The sequence below is a fragment of the Romboutsia sp. genome (assembly GCF_051659545.1).
In the GTDB taxonomy this organism is placed as follows: Bacteria; Bacillota; Clostridia; order Peptostreptococcales; family Peptostreptococcaceae; genus JBOFOR01.
In genome coordinates this window covers 1-24,413 of the sequence record NZ_JBOFOR010000101.1, presented here as the reverse complement: position 1 = coordinate 24,413, position 24,413 = coordinate 1, and the positions used below count along the sequence as shown (strand labels likewise).

The window sequence follows — 24,413 nt, the reverse complement described above, 5'->3', positions numbered from 1 at the left end:
ATTTATTTAATATTTATATATGAATCAATATATGGGCTATTACATGATTATGTAATAACCCATATATTAACTTTATTTTATAAATTATCCACCAAGTTGATACATTTTTTTTGAATTATTACTTTTATTACTTTCATTTAATGAATGCTCTTTAGGTTTATATTTTATAATTTCTTCTATATAAATATTCAATTTTTCTTCATTTTTTAAAAATGGTTTTATGTCTATCTCTTCTTTAGAATGCAAACATAATTTCACATTCCCATCTGAAGTAATTCTGATTCTATTACAATTTTTACAAAACATACAGCTTAAGGGAGTTATTATACCTATTCTTCCTTTTCCACCTTTTACTCTATAGTAAGTTGCTACGCTTTTTTCATCAGTATTATCTATTTCTAATTCTTTTAAAGAATTTATACTTTCCTTTAAATTTATAAATCCTTTATTAAACATTTTTTCCCCTTGACCAATAGGCATTAGCTCTATAAATCTTATATCTATTGGATAATTTTTAATAATATCTATAAAGCTACTCAGTTCATCGCTATTTATTCCTTTAATAAATACACAATTTATTTTAACTTTTAAATTTAATTCCATCGCTTTTTTAATAGATTCTATTACATCATCAAAGTCGCCTCCGCCAGTAATTTTTTTATATCTATCCTTATCTAATGTATCTAAACTTATATTTATAGTGTTTAGTCCATTTTTCATTAGACTTTCAACTCTATCTTTTAATCCTATTCCATTAGTAGTTATAGAAACTGTTTTAATTTTACATATGTTTGCTGCATAATAAACTAATTCATCAAGTCCTCTATATTGTAGTGGCTCTCCTCCTGTAAATCTAATTTTGCTTATCCCTACACTTGAAAGAGCTTTTATAATTATCTTATAATCATCAAGACTTAAAATTTCATCATCTTGCTTTTCCTTTATAGGCTCATCTGCTGGAACACAATATATACATTTTAAATTACATTTTTCAGTTAATGAAATACGAGCATAGTCAATTTTTCTATTGTAGTTATCTATCATAGAAATATTCCTCCCTCTTACACATTTACTATTTCACCTATTACTTCAGTATTATATCCACCTAATGTATTTATTTTATTTATAAACAACTTATCCTTGATAGTATCTAATAAAATTTGTATATATTCACTATTTAGCATACTTTTGTCAACTAATAAATCGTATTCTTCCTCGCACAAAGGAATAAAATCTAACCCAAAAACATTTGCCGCAGAATAAATACCTAGTCCACAATCTGCATCATTATTTTCAATAGCTTTTGCCAGTGACATATGAGTTGATTCTTCTCTTTCATATCCATTTACTTGCTTCTTTTTTATATTATTTTTATTTAGTAAATAATCAAATAAAATCCTCGTTCCTGAGCCTTTTTGTCTATTTATATATCTTACATTAACTACATCCTCAATACTTTTTATGTTTAATGGATTTCCCTTTTTTACTATTAATCCCTGTGTTCTTTTTACTAGCTTAATTATAGCTACATCTTTTTCTATATATTTTTGTATATAAGGTATGTTATAACTTTCTGTTTCTGTGTCAAATAAATGTATTGGTGCTATATGACATTCTCCCTTTTTCATGGCTAAAAGCCCTTGGAAACTACCTACATGAGAAGAGCTTAACCTTACTTTACCAAATGATTTTTTAGATATTTCATTATTTAAAATATCCATTACAATATCATGACTTCCTATAGAAACTATAGTATTATGTATATTACTTATATTATTTAATAACTCAATTTCTACGCTTTCACCTTCTTCTAGTCCCTCTACATTTTGAGGCACTTTAAGTACTCCATCGGCATTTACAAGACTTGTTATAGTACCAGCTCCTCGTTTTACAGGTGTAGCAATATATTTTCCATTTATATACCCTAATTTCACTCTTATAAATTCTTCATATTTTAAGGAACTCATTACTCTTTTACTTAAAGTAGCATTTATTTTTATAGGTTCTTCAATATTTTTATGCATTAGTTTTCTAGCAACTGGTTTAACTATATTTTCCATAACTACCCAAGCAGAAACTGGATATCCAGGTATACCAATTATTGGTTTGCCATTAGCTTGTCCTAGTATAGCTGGTTTTCCTGGTTTTATTGCTATTCCATGTAAACATACTTCCCCGATTTCATCTATAATATCATATGTAAAATCTTCTCTTCCTTGAGATGAACCTGCATTTATTAGAACCATATCACATTCATCTAAAGCTTTTAATACACTCGCCTTTATTTTATTATAATCATCTTCAACTATAGGGTATTTTACAGGTTTCGCTTCATACCCTTTTATTAACCCTTCAAATAACCTTGAATTAAACTCTATAATATCCCCTATTTTAGGCTCTTGATTTCTTTCTATTAATTCAGTCCCTGTAGGTATTATTCCTATTTTAAATTTTTTAAAAACTTTCACCTTATCTACCCTACCACTAATAATAGCTCCTACATCTTGAGGTCTTATAGTATGAAAGCTCGGTATTACCATTTCTTTTTCAACTACATCTTCTCCAAGACATCTAACATGTTGCCAAGGTATAGCTGACTGATATATTTTTACATATCCATCTTCCTTTTCTAGTAAGTCTTCTATCATTATAACAGCATCAAATTCTTTAGGTATTGGATCTCCTGTATCTACTACTACATAGTCTTCATATTCTTTTAAGCTTAATATATTTTGCTCATTGGCCATAAAAGTTTTTTGTGCTTTTACTGCTATACCATCCATTGCTGAGCAGTTATAAAATGGCGATGATAGATTTGCATATATAGCTTCACTAGTCATCCTACCTAAAGATTCATCTACATCTATTAACTCTTCTTCTAAAGTTGAGTTATTTAAATCCTCTAGGTATTTATTTAATGCATCTTGTAATAAAATATTTGATAAGTATCTCCCCATTTTTTCTCTCCTTTAACCTAATAAGTATACCTTTACAATTTCACCCTTGTGTATTCCTTCTAAATCTCTAGCAATTTTAACGTATCCATGACAATTGGCAAAGCTTTTTATAGCACTTGATTTTGTCAGTATTGGGCTACACACTAACTTTTCATCCTTTTCTATTAAATTAACTGGCATAAACTCTTCTCTACCTCTTGCTTTATGATAGTTGTATTCAAATTCTGCAAAAGTATATTTTTCTTCTTTATTTGAATATAGTGAAAGAATAAAAGCTTTTACAATTGATTCAACTACAAATGCACATGATAAAGGGTGCCCAGGTAAGCCTATAACCAACTTATCTTTTATTGTAGCTATAATTGTTGGTTTTCCAGGTTTTATAGCAATCCCCTCTACTAAAACCTTGCTGTCTTCAAAGCTTTCAATAGCTTTTAAAGTTTCATCTTTTTTACCTACTGAACTACCACCCGAAATAAGAACTATTTCACATTCATTTACTGCTCTATCTATTAAATTTATAATTTCTTGCAGATTATCTTTTGCTGGTGGATAGATAATAGGATTACATGAAATATCTTTCAATTGTCCATAAAGAATATATGAATTTATATCTTTTATCTTAGCTTCATATATATCTTCCTCAACATCTAGAATTTCATCTCCTGTAGATATTATTCCTGTTGTCAACTTATCAAAAACTGGTACGTTTTTTATGTTGGCTCCTGCTAATACTCCTAAATCTCTTTCTGTTATGTAGTGACCTTTTTCATATAGTATTTCATTTTCTTTTATGTCTTCTCCAATTTCAACTATATTTTCATTCATAGATACACCTTTTTGAATTAATATAGTTTCATTATCTAGTTTTTGAGTATATTCAATCATAACCATACCTGTAGCATTACTTGGAACCATTCCACCCGTTGGTACATAAACACAAGTTTCTTCTTCTAAAGAAGTACTACATATTTTACCCATTCTACTTTCCCCAATTACTTTTAAAGGTACTGCATTTTCTTCACTAGCTAAAAATACATCACTTTGTAAAACTGCATATCCATCAACTAATGATTTTCTAAAATGTGGAACATTTATCATAGACTTTATCTCTTTTGATAAATATCTATTTAAACTATCTATTATACTTACATTTTGAGTTGGTAAGACTTTATTGAAATTCTCATTCATTATATCCAAACACTTATTTATTGTTACTACGTCGAATAGCTTCATAATCTTCCCCCTATAATCTTGTAATCTCCTTTAATTTTTCTAAATCTTCAAGTGTCAATATTTCTTTATCAACTAAAAATTTACAAAATCCTATTTCTTCTAATTCTTTATGTAAATAATTTACACTTTGACTTTTCTTCTTACTTTTTTTTACCTCACTTACTATACTATTACATTTATTGCTATAAATTATATCTTTTATAAACACTTCTACATCAACATTTTGGTTGATTTTTCTATATTCATTTATGTATTTTGAAACAATAATACTATCTACAACATAATTGTTACATATTTTATCTATATTACTACATTCCTCAGAATTAGTAATATATTTTGATATTTTTTTAACTGATGTACTTTTACAATTCAAACAACATCCATAGCAACTATTATTTTCATCAAAATAATATTCTATTTTTTTGTCACAGATTGACTTTAATATTTTCTTATTTATTTCATTTACTTCATTTTTGTTTTTAGATTTTAAGGTTTCATGTCTTTTTAAAGATATAGCTTTTAATTTTTTTTCACCCATTATTTTACCTATTCCATTTTTTCCACAGGTTCTATTGTTTCCAATTAATATTTTAGAGAAATCTACACTCATCTCAGAACTTATTCCTATTTGAGCAACTTCTATATCTTTACTATTTAATTCCTTATATAAAATATTTCTCACCTTATCAGGCTCTTTCCCCCATAAATTTTTACCATTCTTTAAAGCTACCTCTTCTTTATTTATATATAAATATACAGGTTCTTCAGATTTCCCTCTAATAACTATGTAGTCATAACCATTGCATCTAAGTTGGTGGGCAAAGTATCCACCACATGTTGTTTCTTTATCATCACAATAAACCTTAATTCTATTCAAGCCTACTATTCCATATCCTGCTAATCTTGAGGCTGTAAATACTAAATCATTTTCATTCAAACTATTCCTTTGAAATTCATTTATATATATTTCTTTATTATTTAAATTTATATATAGTGCATTTGACATTAGCATATCCTCCTATAATAATTATAACATTAGACTATATCATATATTGTCGTTTTTTATCTAACTTTTAGAAAATATTCTATGAAAATAATAAAGGATTATTTATTACAAAAAAGGCTATATTGCATAATTTTATACAATACAGCCATTAATTAATTTTTATTTATTTTCACTTAAAATTTTACCAATATATTCTTCTAATCCTAGTTTTATTAATGTTTCTTCTGTTGGTATACCATTCTCATCCCAACCTCTTACGCTATAGTATTCTGGTAATAGAACGTCTAATCTATGAACATGACCTTTAGTTGGACCATTTGGAATTTCTTCTTCTAATAATCTCTTTGGCAATGTATCATCAGATTTATCTATTCCTGCTCTTAAGTTAAATATTTTCTCTAATGTCCAAATTCTATCTCCTGCTTCTAATAATGTTTCTGCATTGTATATATCTCCACAAACTGAATTATACATATCTACATAATCTGGTAATCCTAATCCAAATGTTGTAAATACACATATACCCATTGAATCTATAACAGCAGTTAAGTCATGGAATAATTTTGCATAAGCTGGTTTACCTTCTAGCGCTAATTTATCCAACTTTTCTGGTACTCCTAATATTTCTGGATTTATCATATATCCTTTTATATGACATCCTCCTCTATTATTTACTGCGTAAGTAATGCCATGACCTTGAATACCTCTTGGGTCATATGCTGGTAATTCTTGTTTTTTAACTGTCATGGCATATTCAGTTGCATTATAACTTTCGCATAATCTATATGAACCTTGAGCTAATTTATCTCCAAAACCTTCTCTTTTACCCATTTTTCTAGTCCACTCTACCATAGAGTTAGCATCTCCCCAGTTTAGAGATAATCCATCAGCTTCAATTTCTTCGTCCTTTATATATCCTCTTTGATATAATTCCATAGCTGTAGCTATAGTAGCGCCTGCTGAAATTGTATCTAATCCATATTCATTACAAAGCATATTAGCTTCGTTTATTGCATCTAAATCATATACATCACAGTCTGAACCAAAAGACCATAGTGTTTCATATTCCGGTCCTCCACATTCTTTACCACTCTTTAATTTTACCCATCTACCACAAGCTATTGGACATCTATAACATGCATTCTTTCTAACTAATGTTGTTTCTGTCATAGTTTCTCCACTTATTAAATCAGCTTTATCAGTATATGCTTCTTGGAAGTTTCTAACTGGATGTACTCCATTTTCATTTATAATATTTACAAGTACAGCTGTACCATAAGTTGGTAATCCTCCACCTGCAACTGGATCATTTTTTAATATATTTATTTTTTCTTCATTAACTTTCTTTGCTAATTCCACATTAGCAACATTAACTTTACTACTACCTTTTACTACTATAGCCTTTAGGTTTTTAGAACCTAAAACAGCACCTACTCCACCTCTTCCTGCAGCTCTATCTACATCATTCATTACTGCTGCAATTGGGGATAATTTCTCACCTGCTGGCCCTATACATAGTACTCTTGATCCTTTATGAACTTCTGTCAGTTTATTAGTTATTTCTTCTGATAGCATTCCCCAATATTGATTAGCATCTAATATCTCAACTTTTTCATCTTCTATATTAATATATACAGGGCTATCAGCTTTACCTTCAAGAATCATCATGTCATAGCCTGCATTTTTTAGTTTTGTTCCCCATTGTCCTCCTGAGTTTGATATAGCTATTGTTCCTGTTAATGGTGATTTAGTAATAACCATATATCTACCACTTGTAGGCATTGGTGCTGCCGTTAGTGCTCCTGTAGCTATTATAAATTTATTTTCTTCACTTAATGGATCTATCGTAGGCGCTACTTCATCCATGTAAGTTTTTACCCCAAGTCCTCTTGCTCCTATGTATTTTTGAGCTAGTTCTAAATTTAAATCTTCTTTTATTATACTTCTATTGCTTAAATTGACTCTTAAAACTTTTCCATTATATCCAAACATATAAATCCCCCCTTGAATTTTTATTCAAATAAAAAAACACCAGTAGTTAAAATAATAATACTATTACTTTAACAAAACTGATGTGTGTTTACTGTATCAATTAATATGAAAAGTATATGATATTATTATTTTAACATCATCTCCTTTCCATATGGAGGCTTAAATATTTCTATTTAAACCCTATCGTTTTATACACCTTGGGAGCTATCCTTTAGGTATTATAAAATCGGAGCTATATTTTTTATTGTTTATATTTAAATAATAGAAAAATAAGTTTTATAAGTCAAGATTTAATTTAATATATAATCCTATTATTTTAAAAAACTATTCTTACTTTAATTCAAGTATACTATAATCATTATTTAGTAAATCTATTAATAACAATTTATTCCTTAAATTTTCACCTTTATTTAACAATAATTTTATTGCTTCACTTACCTGTATTGACGCTACTGTAGCTGGTGTAAAAGATGGATTTCCTAATTTATTATTTGGCCTTTTATTATGTTTATATATTAAGTTTAATGTATCGTCTCCAGGAAAAATTGTGCAAACTTGACCATACCATCCACTTATAGCACCATGTACTAGTGGTATATTTAGTTTTTTGCATATTTTTTGTATTATAAGTCTAGTTTCAACATTATCTAAAGCATCAATTACTACATTATGGTTCTTTAAAATTTCTGTTCCATTCATATCTTCCAAAGGTTGATTTATTACATTTATATAAACCTCAGAATTGACTTTTGTCATTCTTTCTTTAGCTACTTCCGCCTTATTTTTTCCAATACTTAATTCATCGCTAAGTAATTGTCTATTTAAATTGCTTTCTTCAAATATATCTCCATCTATAGCAGTTATATATGTAATTCCTATTCTTCCCAACATTTCTATAATATAACCACCTAGACCACCACAGCCAACTACACAAACTTTGTAAGTTTTTAGTTTTTGGCTTTCTTCTTCATTCAGCATATTCATATTTCTAATATATCTATTTTTCAAAATTAACCACCTCCAACTGGTGGAAATATTGATAGCACATCCCCATCTTTCAACCTCCTATCAAAATCCCCGTCCATTCCATTTAATAATAGAATAGCAACTTCTTCTTTATCAATATTAAGCATATTTAATATTTCTAATATAGCTGTATCTTCACTTAATATTAGTTTTTGCTTTTTTTCTCTTCCTTCCCTAAATGCAGCAAAAAGTCTTACCTCTATGTTCATAAAAACCCCCTTTAGATAGCATATTTAAGCCATAATCAATTATCTCTTTTGTCTATTATATCATCTTTTTTTAATGATGATAGGCTCTCATTATTTTGTATTTTACTATATAATGTTTTTCTACTTATTCCTAGTATTTTTGATGTTTCATTCATATTGTATCTAGTTTCTTCAAGTATATTTTTTATAAGTATTTCTTCCATAACTGCTATTAATCCTCTATTTAAATTATTTTTTTTATTACTATTCTCTTGTACTATTTTTTTTGTCCTTTTGTATTTGTAGGCTTTTATTATTCTTTCTGGTAAATATTCTACTGTTAGATTTTTTTCTTTTCCAAGCATTAACAAACACCATTGTATAGCGTTTTCCAACTCTCTAACATTCCCTCTCCAATAATAATATTTAAGGGCTTCAAAAAATTCTTCCTCTATATTTACATCAATATTATAACTATTCCTCAATATATAAATTACTATATGCCTTATGTCATCTAGTCTTTCTCTTAAAGGTGGTATACTTATACTTACAGTACTTATTCTATAATATAAGTCTTCTCTAAAAAGACCTTTATCTGATTCTTTTAACAAATTTTTCTTTGTTGCAGATATTATTCTAATATCAATTTGTATCTCATTTACTCCTCCTACTTTCGATATCTTTTTTGTGGATAATGCTCTTAGTAATTTAATTTGTATATATAGAGGCATACTTTCTATTTCATCTAGAAAAACTGTTCCTGTAGATGCAATCTCTAATAATCCTTTTTTTCCACTCTTGGATGCTCCTGTAAAAGAACCCGGTTCATAACCAAAAAGCTCACTTTCAACTAAATTTTCTGGTATTGCACCACAATTTATAGCTATAAAAGGCCCATGTCTTCTCTTGCTTGCATTGTGTATTGATTGTGCTAATACTTCTTTACCTGTACCACTTTCTCCAATAATCATTACAGGAACATCACTACTTGCAACAATTTGAGCTTGATTTTTCATCACTCTTATCTTTTCGTCTAGTCCCACAATATTATCAAATGTATACATATTCTTTTGTACATTGTTTTTTCTTTCAATTTCCTTTACATATTGAGGTACTTTTTGTAAATACTTTTCTTCATTTATTTTATATATAATATACTTTGTTAGCACATCTCCAATTCCTGTTATTAAAGAATATGCCATAGGTAATAATTGATTATCTTTAAAATATGTAAATACAACTCCTATTACCTTTTTCCCCTTTTTAAAAGGTGCTGCAACACCATTGTAATCTTTTAAATAATTTATATAGTGTTGATATTTTAATACTACAACTGTTTTCTTATGTAACATTGCTAATGGCACTGAATTTGTTCCTATAATATTTTCTTTAATATTAAGTGTTATATAGTAATCTTCCAAAATATCAAAACATGAATCTTCTTCTATATCATATACTAATATGTTTAAATCATTTAATATTGCTAGTCTTATGAAACCATTAATCACTTCATAATTCTCTAATAAGTAATTGTATAGTTCACTATTTTTTAAGTTTTTAGTATTTAACATTTCATAGTCTATATTAATATTTGGGTCTATATCTAACTTTCTGCTTCTTTCCCATGAATTTTTAATAAATTTAGGAGTTATATGTAATTTTTCAATTTTCTCACAGGTATTTAATTTAGTATCATTCAAAAAAATCCCCTCCATAATCTATACACTTAATTATAGTATATCAGATTTAGAGGGTATTTTTTCCATTATTAACCTCCAGCTAATAATGGTACAATCTTAATATTATCTTCCTTTGACAGTTTAATACTATTATAGTTTACTTCTTCAACAATTTTATCATTTAAAAAGATTAGCTTATTAAACTTAGAAAGTTGAGAAAATCTTTTGTCTTCACTTATGTAAGTTAACATCTCTATAATTGTTATGTCTTCATCTAAGCTTATTTCAATGTTATTGATTTTCATAATTTTTCTCCATTAGTTTGTTGTATTCTTTTGTGTTCTTTTTTCTACTATATTAAGACCTATTTTTATTAATGTTCCAAAATAAATACATGCAACTACTATAACAATACAATAGTTTATATGATATGATGTTGTTTTAATCAAAGTGTTTGTAGCAGGGTCAATTATGTTAACTGATGTAAGTTGAGTTGCTGTACATATTGTTAAAAATAACATATAACATGAATTTATAATTGCAGGTAATTTACCTGTAACCATACAAGATATAGCTAGTATTACAACTATTGCAAATACTATTAATGGTATATTTCCAAAATTATTAATTACTGGATATGATATTAAGTAAGCTGTTAATGTCCCTAGTATGGCACCTGGAGTAGATTTTATCAAATAGGTAGAGTAATCTAAATCTTTTTTATCAGTTGATGTAATATAAAGTACCATTATGAACCCTACCCACATATGACCAGCTATTCCACCTATATCTTTTGTAATACCAGTTAAATCAATTATGGTTAATATCCCTATAAATAAACCCATTACTACTATCAATGCTAAGAAAATACCTAGCAAAGCACCTAAGCCAACTTTCCCATGTTCTCCCACTAGCTCAACTCCTTATAATATTTACCTTCTATATAAATACATCTTTTTATATAATTCTAGATAGTCTGGTGTAGATATTGTTCTTGGTGTAAGGAATCCATATAAATCTGCATTTGCATCTTTTGCTAACTGCTCAAAGTCTTCTTCTTTAACATTTTCAAATGTGTGAAGTAACGGCAAATCAACTGATACAACTAGGTCTATTACTAGTTCTCTAATCGTTTCTCCTAGTTTTTCTTTCTCTACATTAGGATCACCGTTAAACAGTTCTATAAGTTCTCTAGTTTTTCTTTCTGTAACAGGTGCTATAAATTCTAGTATAAATGGTAATGTTATTGCACATGCTACACCATGTGGTATATGATAATGAGCTCCTAGTGGATGTGCTAAGTTATGACCAGCTATAAGCCCACAGTAATTCATTGCTAATCCTGCAAAAGCACTCGCTCTTGCCATTTCACTTCTTGCTTCTAGATTTTTTCCATCCTCATAAGCAACTTTTAAATATTTAACACTACTTCTTATAGCTTTTTCTGCTAATACATCTGACATTCCATTTGCAAAAGCACTCATATATTCTTCTACTGCATGAGATAATGCATCAAATCCTGTAGCTGCAGTTAACTTCGGCGGCATTCCCATGGCTAACTCTGGATCAATTAATGCTAAATCAGATAATACGCCTACACCTGACACTGCTAATTTTCTATCATTTTCTACATCTGTAACCATTGCACCACCGGTTATTTCACTTCCAGTTCCAGATGTTGTTGGTATACATATTAATTTAGGACCTATTAATTGTTTTTTCTGTGGATCACAATATTCAAGTATATTCCCTTCATTAACAGTCATAAGCTTAGTCATCTTAGCTACGTCCATTGAGCTTCCTCCGCCTATTCCAACTATACAATCACAATCATTTTCCTTTGCTAGTTCCGCTGCCTCCATTACTAGATATGAAGGTGGATCTGGTAAAACTTTGTCAAATACTACATATTCTAAACCAAAATTCTCTAAACTATCTATTATCTTATCAACTAACCCTAATTTTATTATCATTTCATCTGATACTATAAGTACACTTGTAGCTCCAAATGCTGCTGCTTTTTCTCCAACCTTATCTAACGCTCCTGGTGCAAAATCAATAGGTGTCATAACTTTAGTTACAAATTCCATAAACTTTCCCCCTAAAATATTATTTAAATAACGTATAATATTAGCACTGTAACCTATATTAATTTGTTGTAGACATTGAAGACAAATAACTTCCTACATATGCTTTTGCAACTTCATCATCTAAGTCAAATACTGTTCCTGTAGCCTTAGAATTTTCTTCATAAAAATATTTAGGTAGTTTGTAATCTTCTGGCTTAAATCCAGCTAAATCATTAAACATATATTCCTTAGCTAATGTTTCTTTTCCTAAGTTCATCATGTCTTCTATTGACCATTCTAATCCATACATTGCATTTATTAAATTAACTACAACTTGAAGTGTTTCCTCTTCAAATCCAAATGCGTACCATCCAAACATACACATCGTACTATCAAATACAGCAGAAGCTACTTGTTGCGATGCAGAAATTTCTAATTGACCTTCTATACTATGATGGTTTATACCAGGAAATGCTGTTGCTCCAGATGTATGGTCTGCACCCATAGGATTAGTTGCATAAGTTACTCCCATTCCTTTTACAGCTCTTGGATCATATGCTGGCATACCCTGACCTCTAACTACAGGTACTCTTTTAACATTATAGAATTCACCTGCATCTTTAGTTCCATTCCCTACTATTTTTCCAAACTCTGTATCATTATACATTTCTTCTATTGCTTTCAATACTGCTTCTTTATCTCCCCAAGGTATCTTTCCTGCTTCCATTAAGACACCTATTGTAGCGCCTAGTTCTATTGTATCAACACCTATATCGTCACATAAATGATCCATTTTAGCTATAAATTCCAAATCATAAATATCTATGTTTGATCCACATAGTCCAATTGTTTCATATTCTAGGGATGCAGTTAACATATTTCCATCTTTTCCATTATATATGTTAGAACATCTTATTACACAACCTGGCTGACATGCTAAACCTGTCTTTCCTCCATTTTCTTTAATATCAGAAAGGAATTTTTTAACACCTATTTTATCTACTTGAGCTCCTGATATAGGCTCTCCACTAAAGTTTCTATTCGGGAGTGTTCCGTTTAGAGCATGAGGGTCTATATTTGCTATTGTACCTGTCATAGACATACCACAAACTGGTGAGTTCATAATTACGTCCATAAATGCTTTTTTTGCTTCAGCGTGTGCTTTCTTGTCAGGAAATGGAAATTTTACTCCCTTTGTTTTTTCTATTACTATACCTTTTATATGCTTTGACCCTAAAACTGCTCCTACTCCACCTCTTGCGGCAGCACGAGCTGGTAATCCTGTTGTATTATCTGTTACCTGTAGTGATGCACTTTTATACATTCTTGCTCCTGCATTACCTATTCCAGCAAAGGCTACTCCTTCACCATATTTTGCATTCATAAGTAAAACAAATTCATAAGTATTCATTTCTTTAAATTCATTTCCATTCTCTAAAGTTACATTACCATCTTTATCAATTTTTATATAATGCCAATTGTCATCTTCTGGTTTATCTTCTACAATTATGGCTCTAATATTGTGCTTCGCTAGTCCTGCTGCTACAGTTCCACCACTATTAGATTCTTTTATACCATTAGTTAATGGGCTTTTAGTTCCAACTGATAATCTCAGTGCTGTAGGAGCACCACTTCCTGCTAGCATAGACGTTGCAAATACTATTTTATTTTCACTTCCTAATGGATCACATAGTGGATTAACTTCTTTTAATATTACATCTGATGCAAAGGCTCTTCCTCCTAATATGCATTCCTCTACTTTTCTTTCTTCTAGTGTCACTTGTTTAGTCCTGGAGTTGACTCTGTAAATTTTTAACATTTTAAAAATCCCCCCTTAAATTTTTTGCAAGTAATTTATTTAGATATAAATTATATAAAGCAATTCTTGTGCCAATTAATTTTATTTTTATATTTTATTTTTATTGTATTTTTCAAGATTTTAGTCTCATTTTTATTTTTTTATATGTGTAGTTTTTACATGATATATTTATTGGGTAATTTTTATACAGTTGCTTCTTGAATTAAAATACTTTCTTTATCCTCTATAGCTTGAATTAATGATGGTATTATTTTATCATAGTCCTCTACTATACTGTAATGTGCTATTTCATGTATAGGTGCATCTGGATCTTTATTAATAGCTATAATAGTCTCTGAATTCCCCATTCCAGCTATATGCTGTATTGCTCCTGATATACCACATGCAATATATAATTTAGGCTTAACTGTAGTACCTGTTTGCCCCACTTGTCTATCATGATCTATCCAACCAGAATCAACAGCTGCTCTTGATGCTGCTACTACACCCCCTAATTTATCAGCTAGCTGTTTTAAAACTTCAAATCCTTCTGATTTACTTATACCACGCCCACCTGCTACAATAATTTTTGCATCAGTTAAAGATACTACTTCTTTATCTTTTAATATTACATCTACCACTCTAGATAATATATCTTTTGCATCTATAGATGGATTAATTTTTTCAATAGTAGATTTTTCTTTTACATACTGCGCTTTATCCATAACTCCAGGTCTAACAGTAGACATTTGAGGTCTATTATTAGGGCATATAATAGTTGCCATTAAATTTCCACCAAAAGCAGGACGAGTTTGTAATAATTTATTATCAGTTTCATCAATTTCTAACTTTGTACAATCAGCAGTCAATCCTGTTCCAATTTTTCCAGCTATTCTAGGTGCTAAATCTCTTCCTAGGGTAGTTGCTCCTATTAATACAATTTCTGGGTTTTTTTCTTCTAATACTTCTGTTATAACTTTTGAATATGCATCTGTTGTATATATTTCAAGAAGTGGATTTTCTACATATATAATTTTATCTGCACCATAATGTGCTAATCTTTCTATTTCATCATCTAATTCATTCCCTAATATAAGTACAGTAAGTTCTTTTTGTAGTTTATTAGCTAACTTTCTTCCTTCTCCTATAAGTTCTACAGTTATATTTTTAATTATCTTTCCTCTTTGTTCTCCTATAACAAATACTCCATTCCAATCTTCTAAATTTAATCCACGATTAACTTTTGCCATGGGATCCTCCTTTAACCTATACTAAATTTATTTCATGCAAGTTTATTACTACTTGTTCTGCAATTTCTTTATAAGTACCTTCTAAAGTTGTTCCTTTAAATTCCCTTACTGGAACAAAGCTTTTATATACATTAGTAGGTGAATTTTTTACTCCTATTTGTGTTAAATCTACATCTATATCTGAGCAATTCCATATTTTTAGATTTGCATCTGCTTGATATGCATCATGAATTAAACGCATTCTTGGATATCTCGGTTTATTTAATTCTTTTATAGCTGTGAGTAAAACTGGATACTCTGATTCTATTACATAATACCCCTCTTCTGTTGCTCTATGAGCTCTAACTTTTTTGCTTTCAACTTCTAACTTTTCTACATAAGTAATTTGAGGTATATTTAGGAATTCTGCAATTTCTGGGCCAACTTGTGCGGTATCACCATCTATTGCTTGCCTTCCACAGAATATGATATCATAATTACCAATCTTATTAATTGCAGCTGCTAGTATAGTTGCTGTAGCCCATGTGTCAGAGCCTGCAAAAGCTCTATCACTTAACAATATTGCTTCATCTACTCCCATGGCTAATGCTTCTCTCAAAGCTACGTCTGCTTGTATAGGTCCCATTGATAATACAGTTATTGATACATCATCTCTTGTATCTTTTATTTTTAATGCTTGTTCAATAGCATTCTTATCATCTGGATTTATAATACTTGGTACTCCTTCTCTTATTAAAGTACCTGTCTCATGATTTATTTGAACTTCATTTGTATCTGGTACTTGTTTCACACATACAACTATTTTCATTTAATATTCCTCCTATTTCTTTTTTTTCTTAGACTTTGGAATTATACTTGAAGCTATCACTGTTTTCATTATTTCAGATGTTCCTTCATAAATTTCTAATATTTTAGCATCTCTATACATTCTTTCAACTGCATAGTCTGACATATATCCATATCCTCCATGTATTTGAACAGCTGTATTAACAACTTCTCTTGCTACTTGTGATGCAAATAACTTAGCCATTGCAGCCTCTTTTGTACAAGCTTTTCCTTGACTATCTATATGTGCAGCGTAATAAGTTAAACTTCTTGCAGCTTCTATTTTTGTTGCCATTTCTGCGAGATACCATTGTATACCTTGGAATTTATTTATAGGCATTCCAAATTGCTTTCTTTCACAAGAATATTTTAAAGCAAGGTCATAAGCACCTTGTGCTAATCCCACTGCTTGTGCTGCAGTTCCAATTCTTCCAGAATCAAGACCTGTCATAGCTACTTTAAAAGCACTTCCTAATTTTCCTAACACATTTTCCTTAGGTATTCTACAATCTTCAAATATCAACTCAGCTGTTTGGGAAGCATGAATCCCCATTTTCTCTTCTATTTTACCAATCGTAAAACCTGGTGTTCCTGGTTCAACTATAAAGGATGTAAAACCTGCATATCCTTTTGACTTATCAGTTATTGCTACTATTACATATAAATCTGCTATTCCACCACCTGATGTGAAACATTTAGTTCCATTTAATATATATTCATCTCCATCAAGAGTTGCTGTTGTTCTAACTCCTGCGGCATCAGAACCAGCACCAGGTTCTGTAAGAGCGAATGCTGTTACCCATCCCTCCTCTACAATTCTAGGTAAATATTTTTTTCTTTGTTCTTTTGTTCCATAAATCCCTATCATAGCAGGCAATCCTGTATTAATTGCAAGTATTGCAGCAGTTGATAAACATACTTTTGCAAGTTCTTCTATTGCAATGATAAAACCAAGCCTATCTGATCCAACTGCAGCCCCTCCAAATTCTCTAGGCACACTAAGTCCTGTTATTCCACACTCTGCCATTTTTTTAAATGTCTCTATTGGAAATCTATGTGATTTATCAATTTCTGCCGCTAAAGGTTCTACTTCATTTTTTGCAAATTCTCTTACTACAGTTCTTATCATTTCATGTTCAGGGGAAAAAATATAATTCATTTGCAACCTCCTATATAAGTAATTTTATTTATTTTTAAATTGTGGCGCTCTTTTTTCAAAGAAAGCCATTCCACCTTCTCTTGCATCATCTGTTCCCGAGCATATAGTTATTAAATCTTTTTCTAACTCTAGAGCATGTTCTAAGCTCATTTGTGATCCCTTATTAATTGCTAGTTTTGCATATTTCACAGCTATTGGTGCCCTTTGTACTATTTCTTTCATAAGTTTTTTTGCTTCAACTAATAATTCTTCAGGTTCAACTACTCTGTTTACTAGGCCTATTTCCTTAGCTTCTTCTGCTTTTATATGTTTACCTGTATATATTAATTCCTTAGCTTTTCCAGTCCCAATTAATCTTGGCAATCTTTGAAGTCCTCCATAACATGGTATAACTCCTAACGTCACTTCCGGTAATCCAAATACAGCTTTAGAACTAGCTATCCTAATATCACAACATAATGCTAGTTCACATCCTCCACCTAAAGCATATCCATTAATAGCTGCTATAACTGGTCTTTCAAAGTTTTCTATTTTATTAAATATTCTATGAACATCTTCTACATTATCCCTTAACCTTTCAAAAGCATTTCCACTGCCTTTTTTAGAAGTTGATGAATTATCATTACCTGCACAAAACGTTTTCCCTTCGCCCGTAATTATTATACCTAGTATACTTCTATTGGTTTTTAGTTCTTCAAATATATGATTTAGTTCATTCTTAAGTGCATCATTTATTGTATTCATTACTTTTGGTCTATTTAAAGTTACAATCACTATATTGTCTTCTATCTTAACTAAGATATTTTCATAATTCATAATACCCCTCCACTATTTAAATTTATTTACTTCTTAACTGTAGTAACTACATTTTCTAACAATAGTTTTTTGATTTCCTCTTCATCATATTCTAAAGATTGAAGTATTGAAATTGTGTCTTCCCCTAATAGTGGTGCATTTTTTTCTTCTTCTACTTCTATATCTCCAAATTTTACTGGCGCTACTGGATGTGTGTATACTCTTCCATCTCTAGCCTTATACTCTGTTAAGTATTTATTATCTATTGCCTGAGTATCAGTAAATATATCTTTAGTTTGTTTTACTCTTTCATGAGCTACATCGGCTTCTACTAATGCTTTTATAGCTTCCTCTTGAGTCAATTTAGAAAACCCTTCATCTAGAATCTCAGTAAACTCTTTTCCATTTTTTATACCTTCCATTATGTTATTATACCTAGTGTCATCTATTAAATCTTCTCTTGAAATTATCTTACATATTTCTGGATAATATCTTTCATATTCTATAGCAGTAAGTACGATCCACTTATCATCCTTGCATTTAAATGTATTCATTAAAGGTGTCATAGGAAGCTTTCTAGTTTTAGGATAGTAATCACCATCTTGCATAGTTATTAATGAATTGCTCAAACTATATATAGCCTGACCGTATAAGGAAACCATTACTTTTTCACCTTTACCTGTTTTTGTTTTATTATATAAAGCCGCACAAATTCCAGCTGCTAAGCTACAAGCTGTAGATAAATCTCCAAAGGCTATAGGTACATTCATAATAGGAGATCCTTTTTCAACATAATCTCCCATAGCTCCACTTCTTGCCCAATAAGCAACAGTATCAAATCCTGGTTTTGCTGCATCTGGTCCATAATCTCCAAATCCATTTATTTGAGCCCATACTAAATGAGGGTGTACTTCCTTTAGAGTCTCATAATCTAGGCCTAACCTCTTTAGTGCATCCGTTCTGTAACTAGTTAAAAAGACATCTGCTTCTTTCAATAATTTATGTAAGATTTCTAATCCCTCTGCTTTTTTTAAGTTAATTGTCATACCTTTTTTATTTGCATTATAGCATTCAAAAGTGGGATTATACTTCCTTCCTGGAGAATATCTTGCCGCCTCCCCATATGGTGGTTCAATTTTAATCACTTCAGCTCCCCAATCTGCTAACATTTTTCCGCATGATGGACCAGCTGCAAACAATGTAAAATCAATTACCTTTATTCCTTCTAACTGTTTATTCATTATATAAACTCCTCCTTTATAAATAAAGTTTATCAATAATAACTTAATCTTAATTTTATAATAAGCATAAATCATGCCAAATCTAAATTAATATTTGATTACCTTTAAATCCCTTGATATTTGATTTTTATATAAAAAATATTGACTATATATCAAATAAAAAAAGTAACATGTTTCAAAATTAAACGTTTAATTTTGAAACATGTTACTTTTTTAAATCATATATATTATTTAATTAATTTTAATTTCCTCCACAGTGTTGTTCTACTAATTCCTAATGTATCTGCCATTTCTTGAATATTTTCATTTGATTGATTATACAAATAAACTAATATTTGACTTTCAATATCTTTTAATGTTCCCAATTCAATAGTTAATTTTTTCATATTATTTTCAGGTACTATTGCATCATTAAATATTTCTTTTTTATTCTTACCAGCTAACTCAAAATATAGTTCAAAAAATACAATATCATCAATAAAATCATCTTCAGTCATTACTGCTAACCTTTCAATAAAAGCCTCTAGTTGTCTTACATTACCTGGCCAGTCATATTTTTTTAAGTATTCTAACTGATAATTTGCTATACTTATTTCTTTATTTATCTTAAATCCTTTATTTTGTAAAATATTCTTAGCTAATATAACAATATCTTCTTTTCTTTCTCTTAGTGATGGAATAATTACATGTAATACATCAATCCTATAATACAAATCTTCTCTGAAGCTTCCATCCTTTACTTTGTCTTTTAAATTAATATTAGTTGCACATATTATTCTATTATTTATGGGAATAATACGATCTCCACCAATTCTGCAAATTTGTTTTTCTTGTATACTTCTTAATAATTTTGATTGGAGTGTAAGTGGTAATTCTCCAACTTCATCGAGAAAAAGTGTACCATTATGTGATAGCTCAAATAGACCTTGTTTCCCTCCTTTTTTAGCACCTGTAAAGGCTCCTTCCTCATATCCATATAACTCACTTTCGAGTAAATTTTCAGGTAAAGCTGCACAGTTAATAGCAACAAATGGTCCATTACTATAGTTACTTTCATTATGTATGCTCTGAGCAAAAAGTTCTTTCCCAACACCACTTTCACCTAATATTAAAATGTTACTGTTAGTTTTTGCATACTTTAATACTTTTTTCTTTACTTCAATCATATTTGTGTCTAAGGTAATTATCTCATTAAAGTGTTTTTTAGCTTCAAATCCTTTTTGATATAATTTTCTTCTAATATTCTGTTCTATATTTTGAATGTTTGGTATGTTAAGTATATTTATAACCTCACATTTTTCATTTCCATTAAGTGGTATATAACGCTTTTGTACAGAGTACTTAACTCCATTATGTTCAACAATATTACTACTATTTTTATTTAATATTTCTTTTACTAAGTTAGATTTTTTATATACTTGTTCGTATGGCTGATTTATAACTTCTTTTTTATTTAGTCCTGTCAAATCTAACATACTTTTATTAAATACATTTATTATTCCATTGTTTACTACAATTACTCCATCTCTTGTGCTATTTAATACACCTTCTATATATTTTATATAATTAATTTCTTTATTTCTTATATTTATTGCATTAATTGTATCTAGTATAACTTTTTGTACTTCATACTTATCTGTATCAATATATTCTACTTGAAAATCTTTACCAATAAAGTATTCATATATACTTGTAGTAGAAGTAACAAGTGCATTACACTTTTTTTCTTTCATAATTTTATTCCAATTTTTTAAGTTTTCTTTAAATTTCTTACCAAAGTTATTTTCATCAATTGTTATTAGTTCAACATCTCTATTTGAAATTTGTTTTATTTCAGATAAATTATACCCATATTTTGTTTCATCTTCTTCTACATAAAAAAATGCAATTTTTTTTGACTCCTCTATCTTAGAAATAGCTCTTATTAAATCAAATCTAGTAATATCTAAACTTATTACAGGAACATCCAATTCATTTCTAACAAAGTAGCATATTGGATTTCTAGCAATTATTGCATCTACATTATAATTATCCTGCAAATTTTTAGCTACTTCTTTAGCACTACTTGTTTCTCCTAGTTTGTAAATTATTTTAACATCTAGTCTTTTTCCAATTTCTTTAATTTGTTCTCCCATTTCCTCGTATGGAACTATTACACCCACAGTTTTCATATAAAATCCCCTTTAAAATACATAGCATTTTCTAATTATTAGTACGTTTATTATGAATACTTAATATTTCTAACTTTAATATTTGTATAGTCAAAACATACATTTAACTATATTTTAACACAGTATAGTCTAAAGGTGCATTGAGTAATACACCTTTTAATAAAAAAAGCATAGTAATCTTAAGTAAACAATCACTTAAAATTTCCATGCTTTTTTACTATTCAAATATAAAGAATAAAGGCTCTCCATATTTATCAACACCAAAGTCTTTAATCTTCCTTTTCATAGCATCTGATTTATAGTATTCTATTAATTTATTAGTTATTTCTTCTTTCTCTTTAGGTAAATTTGATATAGATACTATACTATAAATATTTTTCAAAGTCTCATCAGAATTTATTACAATATCTAAATCTTTATTTTCTTTTTTAATAGCTAAATATGTTCCAATATCGGTTAAAGTATAAGCTTGCATTTCATTAGCCATAGCTAATGTCGCACCCATACCTTGTCCTGACTCTTTATAGTTATCAAATTTATTTTCTACGCCTGATTTTTCCCATAATGATAATTCTTTTGTATGAGTTCCAGACTCGTCTCCCCTAGATATAAATTTCAAATTATTTTCTTTTATGTATTTAAGAGCATCGGTAACACTCATTTCTTTTATTTTATCTGTATTTTCATTATTTTGTGGTCCTACTAATACAAAGTAATTATACATTATTTCGTATCTATCATTGCCGTATCCCTCTTTTATAAACTCTTCTTCTTTTTGCTTAGCATGTACAAATAATAGGTCTGCATCTTTACTTTTTCCTAATTCTAAAGCTTCTCCTGTTCCTTTTGCAACTACTTTAATATCAACACCATTTTTTTTTTCAAAATCTGCTAATGTAGCTTCTAAAAATCCTGTATCTTCTAGACTTGTTGTCGTTACTAATGTTATTTCTTTAACTTTGTTAGCTTCTGGTTGCTTTGCTTCATCTTTTTTTTCTGTTGACGAACATGCTACCATAGATAAAGATAACATTGTTGTCATTAATATTCCTAAAATTTTCTTTTTACAACTCATAATACACTTTTCCTCCTTGTTAAATCATATCCTAATTTAAATAGTAGCAACGCAATATACACAAGTCAACTAAGTTGTTTTAATTGTGATAAAACATGACTAAACAGTATTAAACTTAACCTAAATTTAATATAAAAATTCGCTTCGCTTGAGTATATCATCTTATCCACAGTTTTTTAGGCAATATAATTTCCTTAAGCATAAAAAAGACACCTTATTATAAGGTATCTTTTATAAAACCATTATTGAAAAAATCATTGGTCTTAAATTTTCCCACTAAATTTAAGTTATCCATAAATATAATATAATCACTTAATCTTTTCGCCTGCATGAAGTCATGAGTTATTAATAGAACTGTCTTTTTATCATCTTTTAGTTGAGATAGCTTATTTTCTACCTTTTTTGTAGTTGTAAAATCCATATTTGCTGTAGGCTCATCATATATATAAATATCTTTATTCATTATTAAAGTTCGAATAAATTGAGCTTTTGCTTGCTCTCCTCCTGATAATTTTTTTATGTTAGTTTGAAGTTTATGTTCTAAATTGAATTCAACTAGTAATTCATTTAATCTGTTTTTACTCAATAGATTCTCATTTTTACTATATTTGTATAAATACTCAAAATTATCTTTTAATGTCCCCAATAAAAAATGACATCGTTGAGGATTATAAGATATATACTTATGCACAATAGTTTCACTAAAACCCTCATTATTTATATTTATACTTCCCTCATCAAATTCATTTATATTATATAATATTTTTACTAACGTACTTTTACCACATCCATTATGTCCTAATATAGAGTATATGTGTCCATCTTCTATTTCTAAATTATCTATTTTTAAAGGTTGTTGATTTTTTATATTTTTAACTAATTTTTTTATAGTTATCATAAATATTTAATCTCCTTATAGGTATTTTTGTAATGTTTTAATGAAAGTAGTAGACATTAATGATATGGCTAAAAGTATTGCTGCTATGACTAATGATTCATCAAAATTACCCATAGATGTAGACAAGGAAATATAAGTTGTCATTACTCTTGTACTACCTCTTATATTCCCACCTACTAACATTACAGCACCAACTTCAGATATTCCTCTTCCAAATACAGCTATAACTACTGTTATTAAGTGATTTCTTATTTCTCTAATAAATATTTTTATAGTTTCCCTTTTATTAATTTGAAGTATTTTACAAGTTATTAAAATTTCTTCACCGAATTGTTCCAAGGTATCAATTATTAAAGTCATAGCAATAGGAATCATAAGTATAGTTTGTGCTATTATCATTGCTGTTGGTGTAAATAAAAGATTAAAACTTCCAAGGGGACCTTTTCTTGATAATAAGAGATAAACTAATAGACCCATAACTACGGGTGGAGTACTCATAAATGAATTTATTATTGTTATAAGATATTTTTTAAACTTAAAGCTCTTTAAGTATATGAAAATACTTGATACTAATGCAATAGTAGTAGCTATTACTGTCGCTGTAATTGTTACTCTTAATGATAAAAACACAATCTCTATTACTTCTTTTATCTGAATTTCCATTTCCATTTCCCCTTTTTATCATATATTACTATATATTACCATATACTAATTGTACTGCCTATATTATATATTCATTGCCTTTGTTAAGTAAATTTTGGTACATATTTTTACAAAAGAAAACTATTTTTTAAATTTATACAATGTTAATATATGTATATAATAAATAACTGGAGGTAATATTATGGATTTAAAGTCTTCTCTTACACCTATGGAAGTTGCTGATTTATTGAATATAACAAAGAATACCTTGACACACTCCCTACAGCTAAAGCAGAGGGATTCTTGGTGGCTAACGACTTAATCACACCTAAACGATATAATCAGAGGTTGTTACAAAGCCAAGCAAAATAGACGGTGTCTTCGCCACTACTACCTTAAAGTTGTT

21 protein-coding genes and 1 riboswitch are annotated in these 24,413 nt (G+C 29.1%); all 21 genes read right to left on the bottom strand.

What is annotated here, in order from left to right:
- Positions 1 to 84: 84 nt before the first annotated feature.
- The 21 genes from moaA to ACRC03_RS05970 all read right to left on the bottom strand — a co-directional run bounded on the left by moaA (position 85) and on the right by ACRC03_RS05970 (position 24,028).
- A complete protein-coding gene (moaA, locus tag ACRC03_RS06070) occupies positions 85 to 1,044 on the bottom strand; it encodes a GTP 3',8-cyclase MoaA (RefSeq protein WP_438651663.1) in 960 nt (319 codons plus the stop codon).
- A gap of 17 nt (positions 1,045 to 1,061) precedes the next feature.
- A complete protein-coding gene (locus ACRC03_RS06065; protein WP_438651662.1) occupies positions 1,062 to 2,957 on the bottom strand; it encodes a molybdopterin biosynthesis protein in 1,896 nt (631 codons plus the stop codon).
- A 12-nt stretch (positions 2,958 to 2,969) separates the two neighbouring features.
- Complete coding sequence (locus tag ACRC03_RS06060) at positions 2,970 to 4,193, bottom strand: molybdopterin molybdotransferase MoeA (protein WP_438651661.1); 1,224 nt, start codon at positions 4,191 to 4,193, stop codon at positions 2,970 to 2,972.
- A gap of 10 nt (positions 4,194 to 4,203) precedes the next feature.
- The gene (locus ACRC03_RS06055) at positions 4,204 to 5,199 is read right to left on the bottom strand and encodes an aldehyde ferredoxin oxidoreductase N-terminal domain-containing protein (protein WP_438651660.1); all 996 of its coding nucleotides are present in this window, start codon (positions 5,197 to 5,199) and stop codon (positions 4,204 to 4,206) included.
- 159 nt (positions 5,200 to 5,358) lie between these two features.
- Entirely contained in the window at positions 5,359 to 7,191 is a 1,833-nt protein-coding gene (locus ACRC03_RS06050) for an aldehyde ferredoxin oxidoreductase family protein (RefSeq protein ID WP_438651659.1), read from the bottom strand.
- 124 nt (positions 7,192 to 7,315) lie between these two features.
- Positions 7,316 to 7,435, bottom strand: a riboswitch (molybdenum cofactor riboswitch).
- Between the two features lie 86 nt (positions 7,436 to 7,521).
- On the bottom strand, positions 7,522 to 8,199 hold the full coding sequence (locus ACRC03_RS06045; protein ID WP_438651658.1) for a HesA/MoeB/ThiF family protein: 678 nt from the start codon (positions 8,197 to 8,199) through the stop codon (positions 7,522 to 7,524).
- A 2-nt stretch (positions 8,200 to 8,201) separates the two neighbouring features.
- Positions 8,202 to 8,426: a MoaD/ThiS family protein gene (locus tag ACRC03_RS06040; protein WP_438651657.1), complete on the bottom strand. Its 225-nt coding sequence runs from the start codon at positions 8,424 to 8,426 to the stop codon at positions 8,202 to 8,204.
- Between the two features lie 35 nt (positions 8,427 to 8,461).
- Positions 8,462 to 10,105: a sigma-54 interaction domain-containing protein gene (locus ACRC03_RS06035; RefSeq protein ID WP_438651656.1), complete on the bottom strand. Its 1,644-nt coding sequence runs from the start codon at positions 10,103 to 10,105 to the stop codon at positions 8,462 to 8,464.
- Positions 10,106 to 10,173: 68 nt separating this feature from the next.
- Positions 10,174 to 10,389, bottom strand: coding sequence for a MoaD/ThiS family protein (locus tag ACRC03_RS06030; RefSeq protein ID WP_438651655.1), 216 nt, complete (start codon positions 10,387 to 10,389; stop codon positions 10,174 to 10,176).
- Positions 10,390 to 10,401: 12 nt separating this feature from the next.
- Entirely contained in the window at positions 10,402 to 10,995 is a 594-nt protein-coding gene (locus ACRC03_RS06025) for a hypothetical protein (RefSeq protein ID WP_438651654.1), read from the bottom strand.
- Positions 10,996 to 11,016: 21 nt separating this feature from the next.
- A complete protein-coding gene (locus ACRC03_RS06020) occupies positions 11,017 to 12,174 on the bottom strand; it encodes an iron-containing alcohol dehydrogenase (protein WP_438651653.1) in 1,158 nt (385 codons plus the stop codon).
- A gap of 58 nt (positions 12,175 to 12,232) precedes the next feature.
- On the bottom strand, positions 12,233 to 13,972 hold the full coding sequence (locus tag ACRC03_RS06015; protein WP_438651652.1) for an aldehyde ferredoxin oxidoreductase C-terminal domain-containing protein: 1,740 nt from the start codon (positions 13,970 to 13,972) through the stop codon (positions 12,233 to 12,235).
- Positions 13,973 to 14,154: 182 nt separating this feature from the next.
- Positions 14,155 to 15,201: an electron transfer flavoprotein subunit alpha/FixB family protein gene (locus ACRC03_RS06010; protein ID WP_438651651.1), complete on the bottom strand. Its 1,047-nt coding sequence runs from the start codon at positions 15,199 to 15,201 to the stop codon at positions 14,155 to 14,157.
- A gap of 16 nt (positions 15,202 to 15,217) precedes the next feature.
- Entirely contained in the window at positions 15,218 to 16,009 is a 792-nt protein-coding gene (locus ACRC03_RS06005; protein ID WP_438651650.1) for an electron transfer flavoprotein subunit beta, read from the bottom strand.
- Between the two features lie 12 nt (positions 16,010 to 16,021).
- Positions 16,022 to 17,185, bottom strand: coding sequence for an acyl-CoA dehydrogenase family protein (locus ACRC03_RS06000; RefSeq protein ID WP_438651649.1), 1,164 nt, complete (start codon positions 17,183 to 17,185; stop codon positions 16,022 to 16,024).
- Positions 17,186 to 17,209: 24 nt separating this feature from the next.
- Positions 17,210 to 18,001, bottom strand: coding sequence for an enoyl-CoA hydratase/isomerase family protein (locus tag ACRC03_RS05995; RefSeq protein WP_438651648.1), 792 nt, complete (start codon positions 17,999 to 18,001; stop codon positions 17,210 to 17,212).
- A gap of 26 nt (positions 18,002 to 18,027) precedes the next feature.
- Entirely contained in the window at positions 18,028 to 19,221 is a 1,194-nt protein-coding gene (locus tag ACRC03_RS05990; RefSeq protein ID WP_438651647.1) for a CaiB/BaiF CoA transferase family protein, read from the bottom strand.
- Between the two features lie 227 nt (positions 19,222 to 19,448).
- A complete protein-coding gene (locus tag ACRC03_RS05985; protein ID WP_438651646.1) occupies positions 19,449 to 21,392 on the bottom strand; it encodes a sigma 54-interacting transcriptional regulator in 1,944 nt (647 codons plus the stop codon).
- Positions 21,393 to 21,609: 217 nt separating this feature from the next.
- Complete coding sequence (locus ACRC03_RS05980) at positions 21,610 to 22,467, bottom strand: substrate-binding domain-containing protein (protein ID WP_438651645.1); 858 nt, start codon at positions 22,465 to 22,467, stop codon at positions 21,610 to 21,612.
- Between the two features lie 217 nt (positions 22,468 to 22,684).
- The gene (locus tag ACRC03_RS05975; RefSeq protein WP_438651644.1) at positions 22,685 to 23,365 is read right to left on the bottom strand and encodes an ATP-binding cassette domain-containing protein; all 681 of its coding nucleotides are present in this window, start codon (positions 23,363 to 23,365) and stop codon (positions 22,685 to 22,687) included.
- 15 nt (positions 23,366 to 23,380) lie between these two features.
- Positions 23,381 to 24,028 (bottom strand): ABC transporter permease, encoded by a 648-nt coding sequence (locus ACRC03_RS05970; RefSeq protein WP_438651643.1) that lies wholly within the window; start codon positions 24,026 to 24,028, stop codon positions 23,381 to 23,383.
- Positions 24,029 to 24,413: the final 385 nt, after the last annotated feature.